19 protein-coding genes, 2 tRNA genes and 1 pseudogene are annotated in these 23,631 nt (G+C 69.6%); 13 read left to right on the forward strand and 9 right to left on the reverse strand.

All coding sequences use genetic code 11. From position 1 onward, the window contains the following. Positions 1-46 precede the first annotated feature (46 nt). The 3 genes from HG543_RS20880 to HG543_RS20890 all read right to left on the reverse strand — a co-directional run bounded on the left by HG543_RS20880 (position 47) and on the right by HG543_RS20890 (position 6,191). On the reverse strand, positions 47-1,576 hold the full coding sequence (locus tag HG543_RS20880; protein ID WP_171817818.1) for a hypothetical protein: 1,530 nt from the start codon (positions 1,574-1,576) through the stop codon (positions 47-49). A gap of 90 nt (positions 1,577-1,666) precedes the next feature. Next, a complete protein-coding gene (locus HG543_RS20885; RefSeq protein ID WP_169346574.1) occupies positions 1,667-3,658 on the reverse strand; it encodes a hypothetical protein in 1,992 nt (663 codons plus the stop codon). Position 3,659: 1 nt separating this feature from the next. Further along, positions 3,660-6,191: a bifunctional metallophosphatase/5'-nucleotidase gene (locus HG543_RS20890; protein WP_246357192.1), complete on the reverse strand. Its 2,532-nt coding sequence runs from the start codon at positions 6,189-6,191 to the stop codon at positions 3,660-3,662. Positions 6,192-6,335: 144 nt separating this feature from the next. Here HG543_RS20890 and HG543_RS20895 point away from each other — a divergent pair, with 144 nt between their 5' ends. From HG543_RS20895 to HG543_RS20925, 7 genes and pseudogenes are all read left to right on the forward strand, one after another. Continuing rightward, the gene (locus HG543_RS20895) at positions 6,336-7,016 is read left to right on the forward strand and encodes an NUDIX hydrolase (protein WP_169346575.1); all 681 of its coding nucleotides are present in this window, start codon (positions 6,336-6,338) and stop codon (positions 7,014-7,016) included. A 93-nt stretch (positions 7,017-7,109) separates the two neighbouring features. Further along, on the forward strand, positions 7,110-8,576 hold the full coding sequence (locus HG543_RS20900; protein ID WP_169346576.1) for an MFS transporter: 1,467 nt from the start codon (positions 7,110-7,112) through the stop codon (positions 8,574-8,576). Positions 8,577-8,704: 128 nt separating this feature from the next. After that, entirely contained in the window at positions 8,705-10,270 is a 1,566-nt protein-coding gene (locus HG543_RS20905) for a hypothetical protein (RefSeq protein ID WP_169346577.1), read from the forward strand. A gap of 55 nt (positions 10,271-10,325) precedes the next feature. Beyond that, positions 10,326-11,072 (forward strand): HAD family hydrolase, encoded by a 747-nt coding sequence (locus HG543_RS20910; RefSeq protein WP_169346578.1) that lies wholly within the window; start codon positions 10,326-10,328, stop codon positions 11,070-11,072. 134 nt (positions 11,073-11,206) lie between these two features. After that, positions 11,207-12,331 carry a pyruvate dehydrogenase (acetyl-transferring) E1 component subunit alpha gene (pdhA, locus tag HG543_RS20915; RefSeq protein WP_171817817.1) on the forward strand — a complete coding sequence of 375 codons (1,125 nt, stop codon included), beginning with the start codon at positions 11,207-11,209 and terminating at the stop codon, positions 12,329-12,331. 44 nt (positions 12,332-12,375) lie between these two features. After that, positions 12,376-13,371, forward strand: a pseudogene (locus tag HG543_RS20920) (pyruvate dehydrogenase complex E1 component subunit beta); the annotation flags it as partial. Positions 13,372-13,377: 6 nt separating this feature from the next. Next, entirely contained in the window at positions 13,378-15,012 is a 1,635-nt protein-coding gene (locus HG543_RS20925) for a pyruvate dehydrogenase complex dihydrolipoamide acetyltransferase (protein WP_169346580.1), read from the forward strand. Positions 15,013-15,083: 71 nt separating this feature from the next. On the opposite strand, the gene HG543_RS20930 is transcribed toward HG543_RS20925, so the two are convergent. After that, entirely contained in the window at positions 15,084-15,332 is a 249-nt protein-coding gene (locus HG543_RS20930) for a hypothetical protein (protein ID WP_169346581.1), read from the reverse strand. A gap of 189 nt (positions 15,333-15,521) precedes the next feature. Here HG543_RS20930 and HG543_RS20935 point away from each other — a divergent pair, with 189 nt between their 5' ends. After that, the gene (locus HG543_RS20935; RefSeq protein ID WP_169346582.1) at positions 15,522-15,770 is read left to right on the forward strand and encodes a DUF2795 domain-containing protein; all 249 of its coding nucleotides are present in this window, start codon (positions 15,522-15,524) and stop codon (positions 15,768-15,770) included. A 241-nt stretch (positions 15,771-16,011) separates the two neighbouring features. Beyond that, positions 16,012-17,169 (forward strand): sensor histidine kinase, encoded by a 1,158-nt coding sequence (locus tag HG543_RS20940; protein ID WP_169346583.1) that lies wholly within the window; start codon positions 16,012-16,014, stop codon positions 17,167-17,169. On the opposite strand, the gene HG543_RS20945 is transcribed toward HG543_RS20940, so the two are convergent. Continuing rightward, a complete protein-coding gene (locus tag HG543_RS20945; RefSeq protein ID WP_169346584.1) occupies positions 17,141-17,728 on the reverse strand; it encodes a hypothetical protein in 588 nt (195 codons plus the stop codon). The genes HG543_RS20940 and HG543_RS20945 overlap by 29 nt on opposite strands. Positions 17,729-17,797: 69 nt before the next feature. Here HG543_RS20945 and HG543_RS20950 point away from each other — a divergent pair, with 69 nt between their 5' ends. After that, complete coding sequence (locus HG543_RS20950) at positions 17,798-18,769, forward strand: response regulator (protein ID WP_171817815.1); 972 nt, start codon at positions 17,798-17,800, stop codon at positions 18,767-18,769. A 143-nt stretch (positions 18,770-18,912) separates the two neighbouring features. Here the strand turns inward: HG543_RS20950 and HG543_RS20955 are convergent. From HG543_RS20955 to gltX, 4 genes are all read right to left on the reverse strand, one after another. Further along, positions 18,913-18,984, reverse strand: a tRNA-Glu gene (locus HG543_RS20955). 114 nt (positions 18,985-19,098) lie between these two features. Continuing rightward, positions 19,099-19,169 (reverse strand) — tRNA-Gln (locus tag HG543_RS20960). Positions 19,170-19,229: 60 nt separating this feature from the next. Continuing rightward, the gene (locus HG543_RS20965; RefSeq protein WP_169346595.1) at positions 19,230-19,640 is read right to left on the reverse strand and encodes a hypothetical protein; all 411 of its coding nucleotides are present in this window, start codon (positions 19,638-19,640) and stop codon (positions 19,230-19,232) included. Positions 19,641-19,697: 57 nt separating this feature from the next. Then, positions 19,698-21,137, reverse strand: a complete 1,440-nt coding sequence (gene gltX / locus HG543_RS20970) for a glutamate--tRNA ligase (protein ID WP_169346586.1) — start codon at positions 21,135-21,137, stop codon at positions 19,698-19,700. A gap of 95 nt (positions 21,138-21,232) precedes the next feature. Here gltX and HG543_RS20975 point away from each other — a divergent pair, with 95 nt between their 5' ends. The 3 genes from HG543_RS20975 to HG543_RS20985 form a co-directional block, all read left to right on the forward strand. After that, complete coding sequence (locus HG543_RS20975) at positions 21,233-21,799, forward strand: hypothetical protein (RefSeq protein ID WP_169346587.1); 567 nt, start codon at positions 21,233-21,235, stop codon at positions 21,797-21,799. Further along, positions 21,796-22,692: a myxosortase-dependent metalloprotease, MXAN_2677/MXAN_2678 family gene (locus HG543_RS20980; protein ID WP_169346588.1), complete on the forward strand. Its 897-nt coding sequence runs from the start codon at positions 21,796-21,798 to the stop codon at positions 22,690-22,692. Before HG543_RS20975 ends, HG543_RS20980 begins: the two co-directional genes overlap by 4 nt. After that, positions 22,689-23,631, forward strand: a 943-nt coding sequence (locus tag HG543_RS20985) for a myxosortase-dependent metalloprotease, MXAN_2677/MXAN_2678 family (RefSeq protein WP_343073406.1), incomplete at its 3' end; no start/stop codon positions are given. The genes HG543_RS20980 and HG543_RS20985, both read left to right, overlap by 4 nt.

A 23,631-nucleotide genomic window follows, 5' to 3' on the forward strand; every position in this document is an offset into this window, starting at 1 on the left:
GGCCGGAGTACTCCTTCCGACAGGGCCCCGTGGGGAGCCCCGCGGACTAGAAGCGCGCCTGCAGCAGGGTGTTGAAGCCCAGCGCGTGCGGCTCCTCGAAGTTGGGCTGGGCCACGCCGGTGACGTCATCCCGGAACGTGGTCCGGTTGTTGTCGTACGTGTAGTAGACCTCGCCCACCGCGGCCACGGACTCGGACAGGTCCCAGCGGAAGGTGGCCTTCGCGGAGAGGATGGGCTCCGCCTCGCAGATGCTGCCGCCGCAGCGCTCCGGCAGGATGCTGAGCTGATTCACGTCACGCACCACCACGGTGCGCGTGCCGATGAGGTTCTCCGGCGGGTTGTTGCCGCCCAGCAGCGGGGTGGGGCTGCGGAACGAGGCCGGCTGCTGCACGCCGACGATGAAGCCCGGCGTGAAGTGCATCTCCGGGAAGTGGTAGTCCGCGCCCAGCGCCAGGAACATCTCCGGGTTCAGCTCCGTGCCCTCGGGGAAGTCCTGGAACGGGGGGAAGCCCGGCACGTCGAACTGGATGTACGAGAGGCTGCGGTACAGGCCCAGGAGGCTGACGCGCAGGTAGTTCCACTTCGCGCGGGCCTGCAGGGCCACCGCGGTGGCGCCCTGCGGCTCGGTGGCGCCGAACTCGTCCGGCTTCTCCAGCGTCTGCGACAGGTAGCTGCCCTCGAGCGACACCGAGTAGGACAGGCCACCCGGGTACTGCTCCGGCGCGAAGAAGCGCTGGTAGATTTCCGGGTCGTTCTTGTAGAGGCGGAAGTCCACGCTGGTGCCGACGGGCACGCCCACGTGGTAGACGACTTGACCGGACACGCCCACGGCATTCACGGGCGCTTCGATGCCGAGGGTGGCCAGGCCGGGCACGAGGCCCTTCTGGAAGTAGCCCGCGCCGGCCTCCACGCGCAGCGTCTCCAGGATGTCCACGCCGGCGCCGGCCATCGCGCCGTAGAGCGTCTCCTCCTCGAGGATGAGCTCGTTCTGCACGAGCGCCGTCTTGCCGCCCAGGTACGCGTACCAGTTGTTCCGCGTCAGCTGCAGCTTCACGCCCGGCACGCCGTTGGCCTGCGAGCGGGTGGTGAACACGCTGCTGCCGCCCCAGGAGATGCGGTACGCGTAGCCCAGACGGAAGCGGTCCGCGGACACCGGGAAGCCGACGAGCGAGAGGCCTTCCTTCTCGCCCCAGCCCGGCGGCTGGTAGTTGAGGCGGATGTAGCTGGAGTTGTCGCGGATGTCGACGCCACCCGACGGCCGCTCCAGCACGAGCAGCGTCAGCGCCGCCTCGGTGGTGAGCCCCTCGAAGAACGAGGGAGCACGCGTGTAGAGCACCACGTTCGACAGCGACTCGAAGCCCGAGAAGCGGGTGTTGAAGTTGTCGTAGAACTGGGTGTTCTGGTTGCCCGCGCCGAAGCGTGCGTTGGGGCTGTTGGGCGTCGTCTCACCCGCGCCCGCAAGCACGTTGTCGTCCGCGAAGACGAACGACAGGCGCGTGTCGACGAAGTCACTGGCCCAGGCGGGCGCACTCAGGGATAGCAGCCCGGTCAGGGCCAGCGTCTGCAGCGTTTTCAATGTCCCTCTCCACGAAGCGGCCCGGGGGGAACCGCTCCTCCCCGCGCCCCGGCTCTCACCGGGGCGCGAACTACTTTCGAACGATGACGGCTACGGGTTGGCGCAAGGCTGGATGGGCTTCGGGCACTGCATGTCCGGGCCCGGGTTGCAGCAGATGTCGTCCTGGTCGCGAGGCAGCACCATCCACCGCGGACGCGCGGCGCTGACCTGGCGCAGGTGACCGGTGACGTCGAAGGTGGCCGCGCGCAGGAAGCGGCACTGCTGGGCGCGGGTGGCGTCCGGGTCGTCCTCGCGGCAGTCCACCACGAGGTCCGGCACCGCGTCCTTCGTCACCACGTTGATGCGGGTGCGCGAGTCCTGGCCCACCTGGCAGGTGACGGCGCCATCGGCCTCGTTCTGAGCGGAGGCCCACACGAAGCCCTGCGAGGCCGTCAGCCGGTGCTCCAGCACGGTGCTCGCCGCCAGCGGCACATCCGGCGTGTTGGGCAGGTTGCTGCCGCCGAAGCGCAGGTTGGCCGCCTTGTCGCACCAGATGCGAGTCAGCATGTTGGTGTCCAGCTCGTCGGTGCTGGCCCACGAGGGGGGCGTCTCCGGCTTGCCGTCCACCGGCGCGGTGACGGACTTCACGCGCGCGGCCACCGAGCCGTCCAGGCCCGCCTCGGGCGCGCCCGTGGGGTTCATCTCCACCACGAACTGGCCGAAGGTCTCGAAGGTGTGGCGCTCGCTGCACAGTTGGCCGGCGAACTGGCCGATGCCCAGCGTGCAGTCGATGTTGCACTGGCGCTCGGGCAGGTCCGGGTCGCTGGGGTTGTCCGTGCCACCGCAGCCGCCCCAGGTGGAGGCGCGCGTGTCCGCGCAGAAGAAGGGCACGGTGCCGTTGCCGTTGGCGTCGCAGTTGTGGATGACGCGCGGGAACTTCACCCGGCGAATCTTCACCAGCGACGACTCCAGGCTCTCCATCTTGTAGTTGCCGTAGCTGTAGCCGCACAGCGGGTCGGTGATGTACGGCGAGCCGCTGTAGCCGCACAGCCGGCCGTTGATTTCCACCGGCGGCACCAGCTTCAGGTACTTGTCCCACTCGGCCTGCGGCAGCAGGCGCACGCGCTCGCGCACCGTCCACGAGGGGAAGGTGAGCTGCGTGGTGGCGGTGAACTCCTGCACCGAGCCGGCCACCGCCCACAGCAGGTCACCCGGGTCCAGCCCCTCCGGGAAGGAGTAGTTGTAGATGTAGAGCGAGTTGAAGCGGCCCGGCAGGAAGCCGGACGGCTCGGGCGTCTGGATGTTGGCGCCCTGGATGCCCTGCTCCCGCACGCGGCAGGAGGTGAGGTCCGTCACGAAGAAGCCGCCCGGGTCCGTGCCGGTGACGAGCAGGGTGACGGGCTGGCCGTTGTTCGGGTCGCCCTCGGCGCAGCTCTGGCGCAGCGCCGGCCCGGCCTCCGGGCTGCGGCCGATGCGCATGAACGTGCCCACGTAGGCCGTTTCCTGGTTGCCGTTCTGCGGCGTCTGCACCGAGGCGATGGAGGGCTCCTCGAAGTGCAGCGACCGGGACAGGCCCGTGGCGTAGGTGCGCGTCGCCGGCTCGGGGGGCAGGTCTCCGCCCACCACGCCGCCGTCGGAGTAGTCCACCTGGGGGGGCTCGTCCTGCACCCACACGTGCATCTCGCCGTAGAGCTGCCCGGCGCGCACGGTGGCCGTGGCCTTGCCGTTGGTGAGGTTCACCCAGCGGTACTTGTACTCGCCGGTGAGGTTGCCCGGCACCACGCGGAAGGACACCGGGCCGTTGAAGGACTCCAGCGCCTGGCCCTTCACGTCCACGGCGGTGATGTCGATGTCGATGTCCACCGCGCCCCGGGGAATGAGGTAGCGGCAGTTGGGGGTGCCACGCACCTCGGCGGGAACGCTGCCCTGGCCGCCGTGCTGGGTGGCGCAGGCGTTGTCCACCGACAGCAGGGCGCGCGGGGTGGTGGTGGTGTACAGGCCCTTCACCTCCACCTGGAAGGTGCCGATGCCCTCGGGCTGCTTCGTCTCTTCGGTGTAGCAGCCGGCCGCGGCGACGGCCGACAGGAGCAAGAGTCGCTTCATCTCACTTCACCCTGCGGCCGATACGGCCGTCTTCCACCGCGTCGGCGATGGACATGGAGGTGGGGTTCTCACAGAAGTTGCGCAGCTGCGGCGTCACGTTGCCGCACACCGGGTTGCCTCCGGCCAGCACGTCCCGGCAGGTGCAACGGCCGGTGTAGGGGCCGGCGAGCGGCGAGCAGTAGGCCTTCACCTCGGCGACGGTGTCATGCTCGGGCGGCGGCGCGCAGCCCTGGGGGTTGTACTCCCGCGTCGCGAGCGTCCCGCAGGTGCACGCCTCCCCCGTGGGGAGCTGGTTCTCGCTGACCTTCTTCCCGTCGATGCAGGCCTTCCGGGCATCGTCGGGCGTGGCGATGCCCTCCGGCGCGTTGCAGCCCTTGAGGTCGAACCCGCGCTGGAGGAGGTCACCGCACGCGCAGTCACCCACCTTCACATCGAGTTCGTCCTTGAAGTCCCTCGCCGCGCGGCAGTAGCCCACGACCTGGTCGTCCACCGTCCAGCGGCCGTTGATGAGGTTGCCGCAGCGGGTGCCCGTCGCGGACGTCTCCTTGCCGGCGAGGATGTCCTCGCAGGTGCAGAAGCTCTGCATGTAGCCGATGAGCGAGTCACGCAGGGAGATGCCCGTCTCGATGCGCGTGGTGTTGCGCTTGAGCACGTTGAAGCCCGAGCCACCCTTGGCGATGTAGTCGTTGACGGCGATCTTGTACGTGCCGTTCGGGTCCAGCGGGTTGCCGTTGATGACGATGTCCGTGCCCGGGTTGGCATAGCAGCGGCCCGCGCCCGACGCGGAGGTCTCGTCCTCGATGCACTGCCAGGGCGCGTGGCCCGCGCGGTTGTCCTGGGGGCAGTCCTTGCCGCCCTGGGCGCGGTCGCAGGAGACGCGCAGGTCGTTGAGCTGCACCTGGGCGCAGTCCATGGTGAAGCGGGCGCCGGAAATCTGGGCCTGGCTCACGCAGCCGCGCTCGCTGGAGCGCTCGGCCACGAAGTTGAACATCTCCTGCATCTCCTTGCCGGAGAGGTACATGATGTTGATGGTGTTCTCGAAGGGGAACACGTTGAACATCGACTCCTGCGTCACCACGCCCGCGTAGAGGTTGTCGCGGATGCCCAGCGAGTTGGTGAGGGCCATCTCCGCCTCGACGCGGCGGCGCTTGCGCATGGAGTCCGCGGCGATGTTGCCCAGCGGCGAGTCACCGCCCGACGAGTTGTTGCGGCGCTGCACGTCGCGCGGGGCGTAGGAGAAGATGTTGGTGAGCTGCAGCTTCATGTCCATGCCGATGATGTAGGGCTGGAGCAGCTGCGTGGTGTCGCGGTCCTCCTGCAGCTTGCAGTTCTCGATGGCCGCGCGCACGCCCGGGTCCTGGATGAACTGGCCGGCCTCCCAGAACTTGCCCGGGTCATAGCGGTAGCGGCGCATGGTGTCGTCGCACCAGAGCGCGTCCAGGGGGAACGCGCGGTAGTCCTGGGTGACGACCTCGGCGCCCTCGCCGTCGCCCAGCTGCTGGGGCATCTGCACCACCAGCTCCAGCCGGCCCACGTACTTGGCGAACGCGCCGGAGTGCGCGAGCACCACCTTGCGGCCGCTGGGGTCCGAGAGCAGCTGCGGCGGGTTGAGCACCACGTGCAGGTGGCCGCCCAGCACCACGTCCACGCCCGTCACGCCGGGGACGCGCACCATCACCACCGACTTCTCGTCACCCTGGGGGCCGAACCACTCCAGCACCTCCCAGGGCTCCTTGGTGCGGTTGATGAAGTTCTTGATGCGGCCGTACTCGTAGTAGGCCTCGTAGCCCTGGATGACGTCCTGGTCCTCGTGGAGGCCCAGGTGGCTGACGATGACGACGAGGTCCGTCACCGGGCGCAGGAGCTCCACGTACGCGCGCACCACCTCGTTCTGCTCCAGCGGGGTGGCCTGCAGGCTGTTGCCGCCCTCGACGATGGAGTTGAGCGAGGAGATGTTGGCCATGCCGATGATGCCCACCCGCACGCCCTTGACGTTGCGGATGGTGTACGGCTCGGTCTCCAGCGCCGTCTGGTTGCTGCCCACCTGGCGCCAGTCGCTCCAGATGTAGTTGGCGGCCAGCAGGGGGAAGGTGGCGTTGTCGCGCGCCCGCTGGGTGAAGTTGAGCGCGCCGGCGTCGAACTCGTGGTTGCCCACCACCGCCGCGTCCAGCCGCGCCTGCGAGAGGAACTTGAACTCCGCCTCGCCGGTATTGATGTTGAAGATGGGCGCGCCCTGGAAGCAGTCACCCGAGTCCAGGTGGATGACGCGCTCGCCCTTCGAGCGCTCGCGCTTGAGCAGCGCCGCCATGCGCGTCGCGCCGCCGAAGGGACCGGCCTCCGGGATGATGCCCAGGTCCTGGTCCGTCCGCAGCGGGGCGAAGTCGTAGGGGATGAGGCGCGAGTGGATGTCCGAGGTATGGAGGAGCGTCAGGCGGACCTGCTGCCCCTCGAGGTGGTAATCCTGGCCTTCCACCACCGGCATGCACGAAGCCGTAGCCAGGGCGCAGGAGAGGCCGAGCAGGACGCGACGCATCAGGAGAGATTCCGTGTTTCAGGGGGAGGACAACGGTAAAGCCGGCGCACCGTACGGGATCAGGCACTGTCGGGCAAGCAACGCGGCCAGCGCATTCCTAACCTGTCACGGTGGCGTTCCTACTCCCCAGGAGAGCAGGCAGGCATGAAGCAGAGCCATTCCAGTGTCACTGATATCGAGATCATCGAGGATTTCTCGTCTACCGCCCGTTGTGACGAGGGGTTCCTGCGGGTGCGGCGGCTGCGGTGCCGCAACCGGCGCTCGGACGGGAGCTCCTCGCCGGTGTACCGGGTGGACGTGGTGGACCGGCCCCGGCTGGACGCGGTGGCGGTGCTCGTCTATCGACGCGGCGCGTCGGGCCTGGAGGTGCTGACGCGGATGAACCTGCGGCCGGCGGCGTACTTCCGGAAGGACAACCGGGGGGCGATGACGGTGCCGGACCCGGCGGCGGGCTACCTGCGGGTGGAGGAAATCGTCGCGGGGCTGCTGGAGCCGGAGGACAAGGGCGAGGAGGGCCTCAAGCGGCGCGCGGCGGAGGAGGTGCGGGAGGAGGCCGGCTACGCGGTGAAGCCCGAGGACATCCAGCTGCTGGGTGGCTCGTTCTTCCTCGCGCCGGGCATCCTGTCGGAGAAGGTGTTTCCGGCGGCGGTGGACGTCACGGCCCTCTCGCCGGTGGAGCCGGAAGGGGACGGCTCGCCATTGGAGGAGGGCACGCAGCTGCACTGGCGGCCCATCCAGGAGGTGCTGGAGGCGTGCCGGCGGGGGGACATCCCGGATGCGAAGACGGAGGTGGCCCTGACGCGGCTGCTTGCCCGCCAGGCCTGACGCGACCCGGGACGTGGGCCCGGGTTTCGCCGGGCCGCGCGGCGGGGTAGGGTGCGCGGCGTCCCTTCCGTCACCCACCATTGAGGTCGCTGCATGTCGTCGCTGCCCCCCTGGCTGGCCCAGCTGCTGCCCATCCTCATCCTGCTGGGGGCCATCGCCCTCGTCCTGGCGCGCCTGCCCAAGGTGGAGCTGGGGCACACGGACGCCTTCCGCCGGCGCCGGTTCTTCAACTGGTTCCCGCTGGGCATGACGTACGCGTTCCTCTACATGGGGCGCTACAACGTCAACGTGGCCACCAGCGCGCTGGGCGGCCGCACCACCAACGCGGACTTCGGCACCATCTTCTTCTGGGGCACGCTGGTCTACGGCTTCGCCTTCCTCCTCAATGGCCCGCTGACGGACAAGCTCGGAGGGCGGAAGACCATCCTCATGTCGGCGGCCGGCTCGTCCGTGGCCAACATCGCCATGGGCGGCGTGGTGTACGCGGTGCTGACGAGCGACTGGCAGCCGCCGGGCGGCCTCGTGGCGACGCTGTCGTTCCTCTACGCCGTCAACATGTACTTCCAGAGCTTCGGCGCGGTCTCCATCGTCAAGGTGAACGCGGCGTGGTTCCACGTGCGCGAGCGCGGCCTGCTGGGCGGCGTGTTCGGCATCCTCATCTCGCTGGGCGTCTACTTCGCGTACGACTGGAGCCGCATCATCGTGAAGGCGGCGCCCACGTACTGGGCCTTCTTCGTGCCGGCCGCCATCCTCGCGGCCTTCGTGGTGCTGGACTACTTCGTCATCCGCGACACGCCGAGCCACGCGGGCCACCCGGACTTCGACACCGCGGACGCGTCCTCGGGGGACACCGGGCCTCAGCTGGGGGTGATGGCGGTGTTCAAGCGGATGATTACGAACCCCACCATCATCGTCATCCTCTGCATCGAGTTCTGCAGCGGCTTCATGCGCAACGCCATCATGCAGTGGTACCCCAAGTTCGCGAAGTCCACCGGCATCGGTGAGTCCTTCGTCGCGGCCAACTGGGGCATGCTGCTGTGCGTGGCGGGCATCACCGGCGGCATGTTCGCCGGCGTCATCAGCGACCGCATCTTCGACTCGCGCCGCGGGCCCGTGTCCTTCGTGCTCTACGCGGGCATGTCCGTGGGCGCGGTGGCCACCCTGTTCCTGCTCAACAGCGTGGCGCTGGGCTGGACGGTCATCTTCATGTCCCTGTGCGTCATCGGCGTGCACGGCATGCTGTCCGGCACGGCGAGCATGGACTTCGGCGGCAAGAAGAACGCGGGCCTCGCGGTGGGCATCATCGACGGCGCCGTGTACGCGGGCACCGCCCTCCAGTCGATTCTGCTGGGCTCCATCCTTCCCGCGGGCGAGCTGGCGAAGAGCCCGTCCAACTGGGGCAACTGGCCGCTGGCCATGCTGCCGCTGTCCTTCGCGGGCCTGCTCCTGGCCACCCGGGTGTGGAACGCCAGGCCCCAGCCGAAGTCCACGCCGGTGCCCGTGGCCGCGGTGCCCTCCGCCGCGCCCTCCCAGGCCTCCCGCACGGGCACGGGGGGCTGAGCCCACCCCGTCCCCGGGGGCAACCGTTCTGTGTTCCAAGGGCCCGTCCCGCCCAGTCCCGGACAGGATGGGCCCATGTCACGGCGGGGTCACTCCCGCGTGACAGACAGGTAACGTAGAGTGCGGGTGTGTCCCAGGCCCCCGCATCCCTGCAGAGCCGCTTCGAGGTCCACGACCGGAAGCAGTTCGAAATCAAGCTCGAGTACCAGCCCTCCGGGGCGGACGAGACGCGCTACCTCGTGGATGCGTACCTCTTCCTGCCGGGAAGCCTGAACATCGACGCGGAGACGTACCCGCGCGCGGACTTCTACGCGGACATCCACAACTACGTGCGCTTCAAGACGCCGGTGATGGGGGTGGCGGAGCTGCTCACGTCGGACGCGTCTCCGCTGGTGAAGCTGGAGTCGTGGCTGCGCACGGGGCTGGGGCCGGAGCGGGACATCGTCTACCAGGCGAAGCTCCTGTCCTGCGTGCTGCGCGGGGCGCTGCGCCGCTTCGCGGTGGGCGTGGAGTCCCGGTGCGAGGGCAAGGTTCCGGTGCCCCAGGACGCGTGCGCGGTGCTGGAGGCGGACGTGCGGGCCATGCAGGCCGGGGTGACGGAGGTGCTGGAGCGCTTCCGCCGGTGGCTGCGCGCGGTGGGGGAGCTGGGGCTGCAGGAGCGCCCGCGGGCGGCGCTGCGCCTGGTGGACGAGTACGTCAGCCTCCTGGTGGAGGGCGGCTTCCGGCGGGCGGTGGCGGACATGAAGGCGCTGCCGCGCGAGGAGCCGTGGATGGGCCTGCGCAAGGGGTTGATGGAGGCGGTGCTGCGCGAGGAGGCCTACCGCAAGGAGCACCAGCTGCGCAGCGTGCTGAGCCCCACCGGGGACAACGAGGAGTACCTGCAGCGGCTGGGCTTCCTGAAGAAGTTCTGCATGAACGTGCTGTTCCTGTCGTCGAAGCGGAAGCAGAAGCGGCAGGGCTTCGAGGAGGTGCTCTTCGCGATGGCGGCGGGCGTGGCGATGACGTTCGCCACCGCGGTGGCCTTCTGGGCGCAGGCGCGGTTCGCCCAGGCGAGCCTCAACTTCTTCCTCATCCTCGTCGTCGGCTACATGGTGAAGGACCGCATCAAGGAGGGCCTGCGGCGGATGCTCAGCCGCGTGGCCGCCACGCACCTGGCGGACCGGACGGCGGACCTGGTGGACCCGGTGACGGGGCGCGCCATCGGCACGTGCGAGGAGCGGGTGGACTACGGCTCCGCCGTGAAGGTGCCCGAGTCCGTCGCGGCGCTGCGCCACCGCGACGACTTCCTCACCGCCACCCAGGGTGAATTGACGGAGACGGTCATCCGCTACCGCAAGCGCATCGACCTGGACGCGCGCCTGTTGCCGCGCTCGGAGCGGGGCCTGTCCGGGGTGACGGACATCCTCCGGCTGAACGTGGGCCGCTTCCTGCGCGACATGGACGAGCCGGAGCTGGCGCTGGAGTACGTGGACCTGGCGGACCTGTCCGTGGGCCACATCCGCGGCGCCAAGCGCTACCCGGTGGACGTCGTCTTCCGCTTCACCGTGGAGGAGGAGGAGACGGACCGCCGCGAGGAGACGACGCAGTTCGTCAGACTGGTGCTGGACCGCAATGGCATCCAGCGCATGCAGCGCTTCTCCGAGCCGTCGCCGAGCACGCCCCCTGGCAACGTGCCCTGGCGGTCGGCCGCCTGAGGGGCACGGTTTCGGCGGCGCCGTCGCGCGGGCGCGGGTAATCTCCCCCGCGCTCATGGCCTACGACGACTTCAAGAAGCGCGTCCGCGACGACTGGCGAGACACCCTGCGCGGCATCCTCACGAGGGCCCGCTCGCTCGGTCCCCGGGCGGTGCTGGCGTTCGACCTCGACTCCACCCTCTTCGACAACCGCCCCCGGCAGGCCCGCATCCTCCGCGAGTATGGCGCCGCGCGCTCGCTGGCCGCCCTGTCCACCTGCGAGCCCCACCACTGGAACACCGGCTGGGACATGAAGGAGGCCATGAAGGCCTGCGGCCTGGACGACGCGCAGATTGAAGCCCACTTCCCCGAGGCCCGCCGCTTCTGGGTGGAGCGCTTCTTCACCAGCGACTACTGCGTGGACGACATCGCCATCGACGGCGCCGCCCCCTTCACCCACGCCGTGGTGGCCACCGGGGCGCTGCTCGTCTACGTCACCGGCCGGCACGAGGGCATGCGGGCGGGCTCCGTCTCCTGCATGGAGAGGCACGGCCTGGCGCTCCCCGACGAGAAGCAGGTGCACCTCTTCATGAAGCCCACCCTCCAGGAGGACGATGACGCCTTCAAGCGCGACGCCCACGCGAGGCTGGGCCGGCTGGGCACCGTGGTGGCCGCCTTCGACAACGAGCCCACCCACGCCAACGACTACCGGCGGAAGTTTCCAGACGCCACCGTCATCCACCTGGCCACGGACCACTCGGGCCGGCCGGTGGAGCTGCTGGACGGCGTCATTTCCGTCCCGCACTTCGCACTGGATTCGTGACGCACCGCGCCTGAAAGACAGTCGCGGCGAGGAATGGTTTGTAACGCTTTGAAGTCCCACAGCCGCGCGCTATGAGGCGCACGGCATTCGCCGCCCCGGGGATGACGGGGCGGCCTGCATGGAGGCATCCCGCGGTGGCCAGCCCGTACTCGAAGGAACTGCTGTTGACGATGTACCGGAAGATGTACCTCATCCGCCGCTTCGAGGAGCGTGCGGGTCAGCAGTACACGCTGGGGAAGATTGCCGGTTTCTGCCACCTCTACATCGGCCAGGAGGCCGTGGCGGTGGGCCCCAACGAGGCCATCCGTCCGGATGACTACATGCTGAGCGCGTACCGCGACCACGGCCAGCCGCTGGCCCGTGGCAGCGACGCGGGCATGGTGATGGCGGAGCTGTTCGGCCGCGGCACCGGCTACAGCAAGGGCAAGGGCGGCTCGATGCACATCTTCGACATCGAGCACCACTTCTACGGCGGCTACGGCATCGTCGGCGGGCAGATTCCGCTCGCCGCGGGCATGGCCTTCGCCAGCCGCTACCGGAACGAGGACCGCGTCACGGTGTGCTACTTCGGCGACGCGGCCGCCAACCAGGGCGCCTTCCACGAGACGTTCAACATGGCGTCCAAGTGGAAGCTGCCGGTCATCTACATCTGCGAGAACAACCGCTACGGCATGGGCACGGCCATCTCGCGCACCTCCGCGGTGCCCGAAATCTACAAGCGCGCCGCCGCCTACGGCATGCGCGGCGAGCCGGTGGACGGCATGGACTGCCTGAAGATGTACGAGGCGGTGAAGGACGCCGCCGCGTACTGCCGCGCGGGCAAGGGCCCCGTGCTGCTCGAGGCCAACACCTACCGCTTCCGCGGCCACTCCATGGCGGACCCCGCCAACTACCGCACCAAGCAGGAGGTGGAGGAGGAGCGGAAGAACGACCCCATCCCCAAGCTGCGCGACTACGCCCTCAAGCAGAAGCTGGCCGAGGACGCGCAGTTCGACGCCATCGAGGAGGAAGTGAAGGCGCAGGTGGACGCCGCGGTGAAGTTCGCGGACGAGTCCCCGGAGCCCAGCCTCGACGAGCTGTGGCGCGACACCATCGTCGCGGAGGGCGAGGAGGACGTGCGCCCGCGCGAGCGCGTGCTGGGCATGAAGGTGACCAACTGGCCGAAGTACCCGAGCGGCCAGGAGCTGAAGGTGACGTGGGACCTCGAGCCCCGCGAGCAGGCCGAGCAGGCTGACAAGAAGGCGGGCCTGAGCCGCTAGCGCTCCGTCGCCCTGGAACCCAACCCTTTTTTGATTTCCCTTCGGAGCTGACGATGCCCGAGTTGATGTACCGCGAGGCGCTGAACCAGGCGCTCGCCGAGGAGATGGAGCGCGACGCCAACGTCTTCCTGATTGGCGAGGAAGTGGGCCGCTACAACGGCGCCTTCAAGGTGTCGCAGGGACTGCTGGACCGGTTCGGGAGCGCGCGCATCATCGACGCGCCCATCTCCGAGCTGGGCTTCGCCGGCATGAGCGTGGGCGCGGCCATGGTGGGCCTGCGTCCCGTGGTGGAGATGATGACCTGGAACTTCGCGATTCTCGCGATGGACCAGATCGTCAACAACGCGGCCAAGCTGCGGCACATGTCCGGCGGCCAGCTGCGCTGCCCGATTGTCTTCCGTGGCCCCGGTGGCGCGGGCGGCCGCCTGTCCAGCCAGCACAGCCAGGCGCTGGAGGCCAACTACGCCCACTTCCCGGGCCTGAAGGTGATTGCCCCGGCCACCCCGGCGGACGCCAAGGGCCTGCTCAAGTCGGCCATCCGGGACGAGAACCCCGTCATCATGTTCGAGGGCGAGCGGCTCTACGCGCTCAAGGGCGAGGTGCCCGAGGGCGAGCACGTGGTGCCCATCGGCAAGGCGGACGTGAAGCGTGAGGGCACGGACGTCACCATCATCACCTGGTCGCGCATGTACTACTTCTGCATGGAGGCGGCCGAGCAGCTGGCGAAGGAGGGCATCTCCGCGGAGGTGCTGGACCTGCGCACGCTGAGGCCGCTGGACGAGGAGGCCATCCTCGCCAGCGTGCGGAAGACCAACCGCGTGGTCATCGTCGAGGAGGGCTGGGCCCTGGCGGGTGTCGGCGCCTCGGTGGTGGACATCATCCAGTCGAAGGCGTTCGACGACCTGGACGCGCCGGTGGAGCGCGTGACGGGGCTCGACGTGAACATGTCCTACGCGGCGAACCTGGAGAACGCGACCCAGCCGGACGCGCCCAAGATCATCGCGGCGGTGAAGAAGGTGCTCTACCGCGAGGGAGCCTGAACCCGTATGGCCACTCCCATCCAGATGCCCAGCCTTTCCCCGACCATGAAGGAGGGGAAGATCGTCAAGTGGCTCAAGAAGGTGGGCGACAAGGTCTCCTCCGGTGAAGCAGTCGCCGAGGTGGAGACGGACAAGTCCAACCTCGAGATTGAAGCCTTCGACGACGGCTACCTGCTCCAGATTGTCGTGGGCGAGGACCAGATGGCCGCCGTGGGCGCGCCCATCGCGTTCCTCGGCGCCAAGGGCGAGAAGGTGGACGCCGGCAAGTCCGCCGCGAAGCCCGCCGAGGCCCCCTCCGCCGCGAAGCCTCCGCCGCCTCCGGCCCCCGCCGCGAAGCCCGCTGCTGCTCCGCCTCCCGCCGCGCCCGCGGCCGGTGGTGGCGGCGGTGGCCGCATCGCCGTGGCCATGCCGTCGCTCTCCCCCACGATGAAGGAGGGGAAGATCGTCAAGTGGCTCAAGAAGGTGGGCGACAAGGTCTCCTCCGGCGATGCCATCGCCGAGCTGGAGACGGACAAGTCCAACCTCGAGATTGAAGCCTACGACGACGGCACCCTCGCCGAGATTGTCGTCGGAGAGAACCAGACGGCCGAGGTGGGCGCGCCCATCGCGTACCTCACCGCCAAGGGTGGCAAGGCCGCGGCCGCGGCTCCAGCCCCCGCTCCGGCTGCTCCGGCCCCGGCCGCTCCTGCTCCTTCCGCCCCGGCTCAGGCCTCGGGCGGTGGCCAGGTGGTGCCGCTGCGCCGCGAGGAGCCCGCCGCGGCGGGAGGGCGCCGGCTGCGCGCCAGCCCGCTGGCGAAGAAGATTGCCCGCGAGCGCGGCCTGGACATCAACCAGGTGCGCGGCTCCGGTCCGTCCGGCCGCATCGTGAAGCGCGACATCGAGGAGGCGCTGACGAAGGGCGTCTCGGCTCCGGCGGCGAAGAAGGCCCCGGCGCCCGGTGCGCGTCCGGCCGCGGGCGTCCGGCCCGAGCCGCAGGTGGTGCCCCTCACGTCCATGCGCAAGGTCATCGCGCAGCGGATGACCGAGGTGAAGCCCGGCGTGCCGCACTTCTACCTCACCATCGAGGTGGACATGGACGCCGCGGTGAAGGTCCGCGAAGAGGCCAAGGCGATGGACCTCAAGGTCTCCGTCAACGACCTCATCGTGAAGGCCGTGGCCATGGCGGTGCGCCGCTACCCGAAGATCAACGTCTCGCTGCAGGGTGACCACGTCGTCCAGTACAGCACCGTGGACGTGGGCATCGCGGTGGCGCTGGAGGAGGGGCTCATCACCCCCATCCTCAAGGACGCGGACCAGAAGGGGCTGCAGGCCATCTCCACCGAGGTGCGCGAGCTGGCCGAGCGCGCCCGCAAGCGGGCCCTCAAGCCGGACGAGTACACGGGCGGCTCCATCACCGTCAGCAACCTGGGCATGTACGGCATCGACCAGTTCGTCGCCGTCATCAACCCGCCGCAGGCATCCATCCTCGCGGTGGGCGCGGTGGCCGACAAGGCGGTGGTCATCAACGGGCAGCTCGCGGTGCGCAAGATGATGACGGCCACGCTGTCGTGTGACCACCGCGTCATCGACGGCGCCATCGGCGCGGAGTTCCTGCGCGAGCTGCGCGGCCTGCTCGAGCACCCCACGCGGCTGCTCTTCTAGGCCGTGCCTTCCGCCCCCGTGTTCCCTCTTCCAAGAGGGCACACGGAGGCGGGCCGGAAGGGGCCGGCGCGCTACTCGCGCGTCGGCTCCTCCATCACTCCGTCCATGTCCTTCTCGAGCTGGCGCTGGGCCTGCGTCACGTCCGCCTGCTCCTCGCGCGGGGTGCCCGTGGGAAGGTCATCCTCCTCGCCCTTGGAGCGGCCCTCGATGCCGGGCCACGGGTCCGGCCGCGTGGCCTGCACGTGCTTGATGTCCTCGGCGTAGCCCGTCTCGCCGCCCGCGTCGCGCTTCTGCTGCTCCTTCTCGTCCCTCTTCGCCATGGCGCTGTCCTCCCTCACTGGAATGGATTGCGGCTTGCTTCCGTGGCGGTAACGGTGGGACGCCTCCCGCCGGCTGGCCACCCGCGAGCAGGCGGTACGGCTCGCTCCCACGCTTGCTGGGCGGGCATGACGAAAAAGGACGGCAGCCGAGCCGGTTCGCTGCTTAACTTCGTCCCAATGAACGACGACATGACACGCGAACGGCTTGCCCAGGGTGTGTCGGAGTTGGAATCCCGGGTGGGTCAGCCACTGCCCCTTGCGCAGTCCCTGCACGAGGCCCTCCTGGGTGCGGTGTTCCCCCTCACCGCCGAGGAGCTGACGTGGGTGGCCCGGGAGAACGAGGCGCCCCCCGTCGTGCTCTCGCTGCTGGGTGGCCTCCCCCGGGGTCGTTTCGCCTCCCTGGATGCAGTCGCCGTGGCCCTGGAAGACGGCCGCTGAGCGCTCGCGTCACGCGCGGCACTGACAGCCTCGTAATTCCCGCGAGTGCTGCTGCCTTCGCAGTCACTACGGGGTTTCCTCGTGATCCGCTCCGGCTGGGAGGGGAGGGGGGATGTGACGTGTCAGGCTCTCCTCGTATGCTGGGGGCGCGCCGCACCCGGAGAATGGAAGCGGGAGGAGGCGCTATCCTAGGCCCTACCAGCCTGGCCCCCTTCGGGACACCCTGGCCAGGAGGAGCGTCATGAACCCGTCTGAACTCCCCGCGGTGCTCTACGTCGATGATGACGCCCTGAACCTGCGGGTCTTCGACGCGAACTTCGGACAGCGCTTCCGCATCTTCCGCAGCGCGTCTCCCAACGAGGCGCTGGCGCTCCTGGAGCAGCGCCGGGGCGAGATTGGCGTCATCCTCTCCGACCAGCGCATGCCGGGCATGACGGGCGTGGAGCTGCTGGAGCGCGCGCGCACGATTGCGCCGGACGCCAAGCGCATGCTGGTGACGGCGTACGCGGACATGCAGGCCGTCATCGACGCGGTGAACCGCGGCCAGGTGACGCGCTACTTCGTCAAGCCGTGGGACCGCGCGGAGCTGCAGGCGGCGCTGGACGACGCGCTGAAGATTGCCCGGCTGGAGCTGCGCATCCGCGAGGTGGAAGGGCGGATGATGAAGTCCGAGCGCCTGGCGACGCTGGGACAGGTGACGGCGGGCATCGCCCACGAGCTGATGGGGCCGGTGGGCTACCTCTCGCAGAACGTGGTGTCGCTGCAGCGCGACCTGGCCGGCGTCATCCAGTACGTGTCGCGCCACCTGCAGACGGACCCGAACCCGCTGGTGGCGGAGACGATTGAGGACCTGCCCGCGCTCATCAAGGACTTGTCGGACGGCGCCGACCACCTGCGGCAGGTGGCGCTGGGGCTGCGCGCGCAGGCGCGAGGCGAGGACCTGGAGGCCACCGCGGACGTGGCCGAGGTGGTGTCCTTCGCGGTGAAGCTGGCGCGCGCCGAGGTGCGAGACCGGGCGCGGCTGACGAGCAACGGCGACGCGGTGCGTGTCACCTTCGGTCCGGTGAAGCTGTGCCAGGTGGTGCTCAACCTCATCGTCAACGCGTCGCAGGCCATGGGGGGCACGGGCCGGCAGGGCCTGATTGAAGTGCGGTGGACGGTGCGCCCGGACGACGTGGTGCTCACCGTGGCGGACAACGGCTGCGGCATTCCCCTGGAGCTGCAGGACCGCGTCTTCCAGCCGCTCTTCACCACCAAGCCGGTGGGCGTGGGCACCGGCCTGGGCCTGTCCATCTGCAAGGAGCTGGTGACGCAGTTCGGCGGGACGCTGCGGCTGTCCTCCACGCCCGGCGAGGGCACGGAAATCGAAATCACCCTCCGGCGAGCCCCGCACCCCTGAGCCCGAAGGCGTTGCTCAACATGCGCCACACGCGGTGCAGCGTCTCGCCCTCGGCGGGGCGCACGTTCTCCACCAGCACCGCGCGGCGCGATGGGCCGTCCTCCTCCAGGGCGTACTCCACCACCAGCGCGTAGCGGGGGCCGGGGCGCTCCACCACGTGCACGGCCTTCACGGCGTCGAAGGGCACCAGCTCCGCGCGGGTGGCCCCGGGCGTCCACGCCAGCCGCTCCACCCGGAGTGACTCCGAGCGGAAGTGCAGCACGAAGCGCCGCCGGCCCAGCCGGGACTCCAGCCACAGCGCCAGGGCGATGAGGGCCCCCGCGAGCACGGCCAGCCCCACGGAGGCGGCCGGCACCGCCCCGCGCTCCAGGCCCACCATCAGGGCCGCCCCCACGGTGCAGCCGAGTGCCACCCCCACACACAGTCCGGGCAGGAGCCGCCGCTCCCAGGGGGGAGGCAGGGACTCGCCCACCAGCCGGCCGCCGTCATAGCGCAGCCTCACGTCCCCCAGCCGTCCGGGTACACGGTTGTCCAGCAGCGCGTCTTCGAAGCTCGCCACGCCGCCAGCATAGCGGCCCCGACAGGCGAGCCTCGCGGTTGGAAGAGAGCTGTGAGAATCTCCGCCGTCATGGATCTCCCGTTCGAGACCGGGGACGGCGAGGGTGGCGAGGGGGGAACGCTCGCCTCGACGGTACTGGTGGTGGATGACGAGCCCGTCGTCCTGGACATCTGCGCCCGCCTGTTGGAGCGCGAGCCGGACCTGGCGGTGACGCTGGCGCAGAGCGCCGAGGAAGCCCTGCCGCTGCTCGCGGAGCAGCGCTTCGACGTGCTGGTGACGGACAAGAACCTGCCCGGCATGGGCGGGGTGGAGCTCATCGCCGAGGCGCGACGGCTGCAGCCCTCCATGGAGGCGCTGATGATTACCGCCTACGCCAGCTCCGAGTCCGTCATCGCCGCCTTCGCCGCCGGCGCCAGCGACTACATCCTCAAGCCCTTCGATGACTTGCGGGTGCTGCGCGCGAAGGTGCGCGCCGCCCTGGAGCGCCGGGCCTCGGGGATGCGGGTGCGCGAGCAGGCGAGGGAGGTGGCCCGCGAGGCCGCCGTGCTGCTGGCCGCCGGCCAGGACGCGCCCGAGCCCGCCCACGTGGCGCTGGAGGAGGAGCTGCGCGCCTACGAGGAGGCCGTGCGCATCGGCCTGAATGGCCGGGTGGCGGTGGTGGGCAGCACCGAGGCGGTGAATGTGCTGAAGGCGCACGGCTTCGACGCGCGCGAGGTGCCGCCGTACGCCCCCGAGCTGGACGCCGTGGACGTCGTCATCGTGGAGACGGGCGACCCGCAGTGGCGCACGCTGGCCGAGCGGCTCCAGCGCCGGACGCCGGATGTGCTGCTGCTGGCCAGCCCCCAGGCGGACCTGGGCGACCTGCTGGAGGCGATTACGCTGCGCATGGAGCTGGTGGGCTTTGGCAGCACCCAGGGCGCCAGCGCGCTGCCCGAGAAGGTGCGGATGGTGCTGCTGCGCCGGGGCGTCGAGCGGGCGCAGGACCGGCTCGCCGCCGCGCTCGCCACCTTCCGCCAGAGCATCCCCGTGTCCCCGGCCTGAAGCGCCCGGGCAGGGACTGTCGTCAGTCACCGAGAGGGGAGGGAGCGAGGCGAGCCGTGAGCCGCCTCGCGGCCCGTCCGTCTGGGACGCCGAAGCCCGCAAAGCGAAACGCCCACCTTCGTTTCCGAAGGTGGGCGTCTCAGTGACCCTGCCGGGATTCGAACCCGAGTTTGTGCCGTGAGAGGGCACCGTCCTAACCGCTAGACGACAGGGCCGTTTGTTTCTTGCTTCAACCGCTGCTAACTGCCGATGATTTCTACCGTTTTCCGTCTGTCCTCGTCAACCATCTTTTTATCAGCTGGTTGCTTCGGACTTCCGGGTGCTGCGAGCTGGGGAACTAGGATTCGAACCTAGATAAGCAGAGTCAGAGTCTGCTGTCCTGCCGTTAGACGATTCCCCAAAAACTGCGGCGCTTCTCTACCAACACCGCTTCAGGACTGCAACAACTTCGAAGCGGTGGTTACTTCTTCCTGCTCGGCTTCGTCTCGGGCTTTTTCGCGGGCTTGGATGCCTGCTCGACCGGGACGATGTAGATGCGAACCTCGTCGTTCGCCTCGTAAATGTTCAAGCCCGCGAAGTTCTTCCCCGAGGGATTGCTGATGTGGACTGCCTTGACGCCCGGCTGGTTGACGATCTGCCGGCGAGGGTAGCTCGACGTCGAGTACACCGCACGGTAGTACTCGAGCGTCCCCTCGAAGTCGCGTGGCGCCCGGTAGCGGTTCTCGCCGACCTTCTGCGAGCCGTCCGGGAGCTGCGCGCCGCTGACCACCTCGGCGTCCGCCACCGACACCCAGAGGGCCACCAGCGCCGCCCCGAGCAGGCGCGCCTTATAGAAATGCCGACTCGGGGTGTCAAGAGTGCGCGTCGTCATGGGGCCGAAAGATAGGTTCCACATCCGCTGACGTCCACCGCTTCGTGGGCCTGACGTTCAGCCGCGGGCGAGCGCGGCGTCGATGCGGCGCAGGGCCTCGTCGCGCCCCACGAGCAGCAGCGTCTCGCCGATGCCCGGGCTGGTGGTGTTGCCGGTGACGGCGACGCGGATGGGCTGGGCCACCTTGCCCATGCCCACGCTGGCCGCCTCGCTCACCGTCTTCACCACGCCGTCCAGCGGCTCCACCTTCCACTCGGGCAGGGCCGCGAGCGCCTCGCGCGCCTGGCGCAACAGGCCCAGCGAGTCACCGGTGAGGTGCTTGGCGGCGGCCTTCTCGTCCAGGGTGATGCCGGAGCGGAAGTAGACGTTGGCGGCGGTGGTGGCCATCTCCTCGAGCGTGTTGGAGCGCTCGCGCAGCGCGCGCACCAGCGGCTCCAGGCGCGCGTCACCCCGGGCCTGGATGCCCTTGGCCTCCAGGAAGGGCAGCAGCCGCTCGGCGACGGTGGCCTCGGGGAGCAGCTTCAGCCACTGCTGGTTGAGCCACAGCAGCTTCTTCGGGTCCCACACACCGGAGGTGGTGCCCACGTCGGAGAAGTCGAACCACTGGAGCATCTGCTCGCGGGAGATGACCTCGTCGTTGCCGTGGCTCCAGCCCAGGCGGATGACGAAGTTGAGCAGCGCCTCCGGCATGATGCCGTTGCGCTTGTGCAGCATGACGTCCGCCTCGGGGTGCTTGCGCTTGGACAGCTTCTCGCGGTCCGGGCCGAGGATGAGCGGCAGGTGGGCGAACTCCGGCGGCTGCCAGCCCAGCGCCTGGTACAGCATGAGCTGCGGGAAGGTGGAGTTGACGTGCTCCTGGCCGCGGGCGACCAGGGTGATCTCCATCAGGTGGTCGTCGATGACGCAGCCGTAGTTGTAGAGGGGGATGCCGTCCGCGCGCAGCATCACCCAGTCATCCAGGTCCGAGTAGGGCTTGGTGATCTTCCCCAGCGCCTTGTCGTCGAAGGAGACGGAGCCGTCGCCCGACGGCATCTTGAAGCGGATGACGGCGTCCTCGGCGCGCTTGCCCGGGGGCGGGGCCTTCAGCTCGCGGCAGGTGCCCGGGTACTTGAAGGCGCCGCCGGCCTTCTCCGCGACCTGGCGCTGCGCGTCCAGCTCCTCGCGGGTGCAGTAGCACCGGAAGGCCTTGCCCTCGGCGAGCAGCCGGTCCGCGTGCTCGCGGTAGGTGTCCAGCCGCTGCGTCTGGAAGTAGGGGGCGTGGGGGCCCTCCTTGCCCGGGCCCTCGTCCCACTCCAGGCCCAGCCAGTTCAGGCCGTCGAGGATGGCCTGCACGGACTCCGGCGTGGAGCGGACCTGGTCGGTGTCCTCCATGCGCAGGATGAAGGTGCCGCCGTAGCGCCGCGCCTGCAGGTAGTTCATCAACGCGGTACGGGCCCCACCGATGTGCAGATAGCCGGTGGGCGAGGGAGCGAAGCGGACGCGGGGAGCAGAGGGCATACGGGCGCGCGGATTAGCAGGGAGAGGGTGGGGGGTCAACGACGGTACGGACGGACCGGGAGGGGTGGGGTAAGCTGACGGCAGGGAGAACGCGTATGTCGATTCGTCAGGTATTTCGCACGTGGATGCTGGCGGCCCTCCTGGGGACCCTGCCGGCGGGCGCCACCACCCAGCTCAAGGTGGACCTGCCCGAGCTCGCCCAGGACGCGGACACCGTCGTTCACGGTGTCGTCCGGCGGATGGAGAGCCGCTGGAGCGGCGACAAGATGCGCATCGTCACCGACGTGGAAATCCAGGTGACGGAGTCCCTGAAGGGGCAGCCGGGCAGCACGGTGCTCGTCACCCAGCCCGGCGGTCAGGTGGGGGACATCGGCCAGGTGGTGCACGGCCTCGCGTCCTTCCGCACCGGCGAGGAGGTGGTGGTCTTCCTGGAGAAGCGCGGCGCGCGCGCCTTCCGCGTGTCCTCCCTGGCGCAGGGCAAGTTCCAGGTGAAGCGCGAAGGTGACGGCAAGAAGGCCCTGGCGGTGCCGGAGCCGTCGGAGGCGCTGCTGCTGGACCCCGTCACCCGCAAGCCCACCGCGAGCTCGCTCCGGACGATGACGCTCGAGGAGTTGAAGGCGGCCATCCGCGCCGCGCTCGCGCCGAAGGAGCAGAAGCCGTGACGTCCATCGCCTCCCTCCTGGTGGCGCTGGCGCTGGCGCAGACGTCGACCGCGCCCTACGTGCGCAGCCGCGTGGACGCGGGCGACCCGCGCACCCAGTGCCTCTTCTGGACGGCCGAGCGCGTCACCTGGCACCAGAGCACCTACGGCAACCCGGCCACGCCCGGGGAGACCGAGTTCGAGGCGATGAGCCGCGCCTTCCAGAGCTGGCAGGACATCTTCGCCGCCTGCGGCAACCTCACGCTGCAGGAGGGCCCCCGCGTCAATGACCGGACGGTGGGCTACGCGCGGCAGGGGGGGAACCGCAACCTGGTGCTCTTCCGCGACCGCGACTGCAGCGCGGTGGTGGACTCGACTGACGCGTGCTGGGCGGAAGACACGTGCGCCAACACGTACGACTGCTGGGAGGACAATGACAACACCATTGCCATCACCCTCACCACGTACGACGAGCGCTCGGGCATCATCTACGACTCGGACATCTCCTTCAACGCGGCGCGCTTCGACTTCACCACCACGAGCGGCGGCGGCACCTGCTTCCCGCCGGTGACGAACAACTGCGTGGCCACGGACGTGCAGAACACGGCCACGCACGAGATTGGCCACTTCGTGGGCCTGGACCACACGAACGCGGTGGGCTCCACCATGAACCCCAGCGCGCAGCCGGGCGAGCTGTCCAAGCGCACCATCGACAGCGGCTCGCGTGACTTCGTCTGCACGGTGTACCGCCAGGGCGCGCCCAGCCAGGCCTGCCTGCATCCGGTGGTGGAGTCGGAGCTGGGGCCCCAGGCGGACACGGGCTGCGCCGCCGCGGGCTCGCTGGCCGCGCTGCCCGCGCTCGCCGCGTGGGCGCTGTGGCTGTCGCGCCGCCGCCGCCAGGAAGGTGTCCGGTGAAGGGGCTCCTGGCGTTCGCGGCCGTGTTGCTCGCCACCCCCGCGCTGGCGCAGGACGAGGAGCCGGTGGAGTGGACCTTCCGGCGCACCCTGTCGCGGGGGAATCCGGTGTGTCTGCTGTGGCCGGGGCGTGACTATGTCTACCACCTGGACGCGAGGGGCAGCGCGCGCACGCCGGGCGACACCGAGGTGGCCGCCATCGAGAAGTCGTTCGACTCGTGGCGGGCGCTGTCCGCCACGTGCAGCGACTACGCCTTCCGCCGGGGCGAGGACTGGACGCTGCCGGTGAAGGTGGGCCACAACGATGAGCAGCGCTACAACAACTACAACATCATCACCTTCCGCGAGCGGGACTGCTCCGAAGTGGTCCCCGCGGACGACGCGTGCTGGGACGACGAGAGCTGCGGCAACGCGTACGAGTGCTGGCAGCATGGCAGCGCCACCATCGGCCTGACCTCGTCCGCCTACGTCCTGCGCGACGGCCGCGTGCTGGACTCGGACATCGAGCTGAACAGCGCCACCTTCCTCTTCACCACGGTGGACGGCCCGCCGTGCACGGGCGAGCCCAGCACGGACTGCGTGGCCACGGACCTGGAGAACACCATGACGCACGAGATTGGCCACGTGGTGGGGCTGGACCACGTGTTCGTGCCGGGCTCCACCATGGAACAGACGGCGCCGCCGGGAGAGACCGCCAAGCGCGTCATCGACCCGGGCTCCGCCGCTGGCTTCTGCTCCATCTACCCGCGGGGCCTGCCGCCCACCCAGTGCTTCGGGGACCCGGAGGCGGGCATCGCCGTGCGGGCCGAGGGCCGGGGTACCGGCTGCGCCGCGGCGCCGGGCCCCCTGGCCTGGGGCGCGGTGCTGGCCGCCCTGTCGCTCGCCCGGCGGCGGGCAGGCAGGTGGGCGGTGGCCTCCCAGGGGGCTGCGACTGCGGGCG

Origin of the sequence: Pyxidicoccus fallax, assembly GCF_012933655.1 — a bacterium.
Lineage (GTDB): Bacteria > Myxococcota > Myxococcia > Myxococcales > Myxococcaceae > Myxococcus > Myxococcus fallax.

Bases quoted from the DNA above. Each gene is read 5' to 3' on its own strand.
- HG543_RS20950 (WP_171817815.1), top strand. From the start codon at position 17,798: ATGGATCTCCCGTTCGAGACCGGGGACGGCGAGGGTGGCGAGGGGGGA.
- HG543_RS20900 (WP_169346576.1), top strand. From the start codon at position 7,110: ATGTCGTCGCTGCCCCCCTGGCTGGCCCAGCTGCTGCCCATCCTCATC.
- HG543_RS20930 (WP_169346581.1), bottom strand. From the start codon at position 15,332: ATGGCGAAGAGGGACGAGAAGGAGCAGCAGAAGCGCGACGCGGGCGGC.
- gltX (WP_169346586.1), bottom strand. From the start codon at position 21,137: ATGCCCTCTGCTCCCCGCGTCCGCTTCGCTCCCTCGCCCACCGGCTAT.
- HG543_RS20895 (WP_169346575.1), top strand. From the start codon at position 6,336: ATGAAGCAGAGCCATTCCAGTGTCACTGATATCGAGATCATCGAGGAT.
- HG543_RS20975 (WP_169346587.1), top strand. From the start codon at position 21,233: ATGTCGATTCGTCAGGTATTTCGCACGTGGATGCTGGCGGCCCTCCTG.
- HG543_RS20890 (WP_246357192.1), bottom strand. From the start codon at position 6,191: ATGCGTCGCGTCCTGCTCGGCCTCTCCTGCGCCCTGGCTACGGCTTCG.
- HG543_RS20965 (WP_169346595.1), bottom strand. From the start codon at position 19,640: ATGACGACGCGCACTCTTGACACCCCGAGTCGGCATTTCTATAAGGCG.
- HG543_RS20940 (WP_169346583.1), top strand. From the start codon at position 16,012: ATGAACCCGTCTGAACTCCCCGCGGTGCTCTACGTCGATGATGACGCC.
- HG543_RS20935 (WP_169346582.1), top strand. From the start codon at position 15,522: ATGACACGCGAACGGCTTGCCCAGGGTGTGTCGGAGTTGGAATCCCGG.
- HG543_RS20925 (WP_169346580.1), top strand. From the start codon at position 13,378: ATGGCCACTCCCATCCAGATGCCCAGCCTTTCCCCGACCATGAAGGAG.
- HG543_RS20885 (WP_169346574.1), bottom strand. From the start codon at position 3,658: ATGAAGCGACTCTTGCTCCTGTCGGCCGTCGCCGCGGCCGGCTGCTAC.
- HG543_RS20910 (WP_169346578.1), top strand. From the start codon at position 10,326: ATGGCCTACGACGACTTCAAGAAGCGCGTCCGCGACGACTGGCGAGAC.